This window comes from Rhodovulum viride, from assembly GCF_003265965.1.
GTDB lineage: Bacteria > Pseudomonadota > Alphaproteobacteria > Rhodobacterales > Rhodobacteraceae > Rhodovulum > Rhodovulum kholense.
In genome coordinates, this window is the sequence record NZ_MUAV01000251.1 from 1 (window position 1) to 294 (window position 294).

1 protein-coding gene is annotated in these 294 nt (G+C 70.7%); it reads left to right on the forward strand.

The window, feature by feature from the left end; genetic code table 11:
• On the forward strand, window positions 1–294 hold a 294-nt coding region (locus tag BYZ73_RS23355; RefSeq protein ID WP_220086904.1), incomplete at both ends, for a hypothetical protein.

A 294-nucleotide genomic window follows, 5' to 3' on the forward strand; every position in this document is an offset into this window, starting at 1 on the left:
TGGCGCGGATCGGCGTCATCGGGACCGGCCGGGCGCTGGCAATGCCGCGCCGGGGTTATACCGATCTTGGGATGATCGATCTCGGCCGCAGCGCCACGCTGACCAGCCATGTCAGCGAGGGCGGCCAGCTGATGGGCCGGTTCCTCCAGCGCAGCGGGCTGTCCGGCTCCTTCTCCTGGCAGAACCTGCCCGAGGACTGGTACCGCGCCACCTTCGATCCCTTCGCCAGGGCCGCACGCACCGAGCCCTTCTGGATCGCGGCCCGGCCCGAGGGCTATCCGACCGACTGCGCCT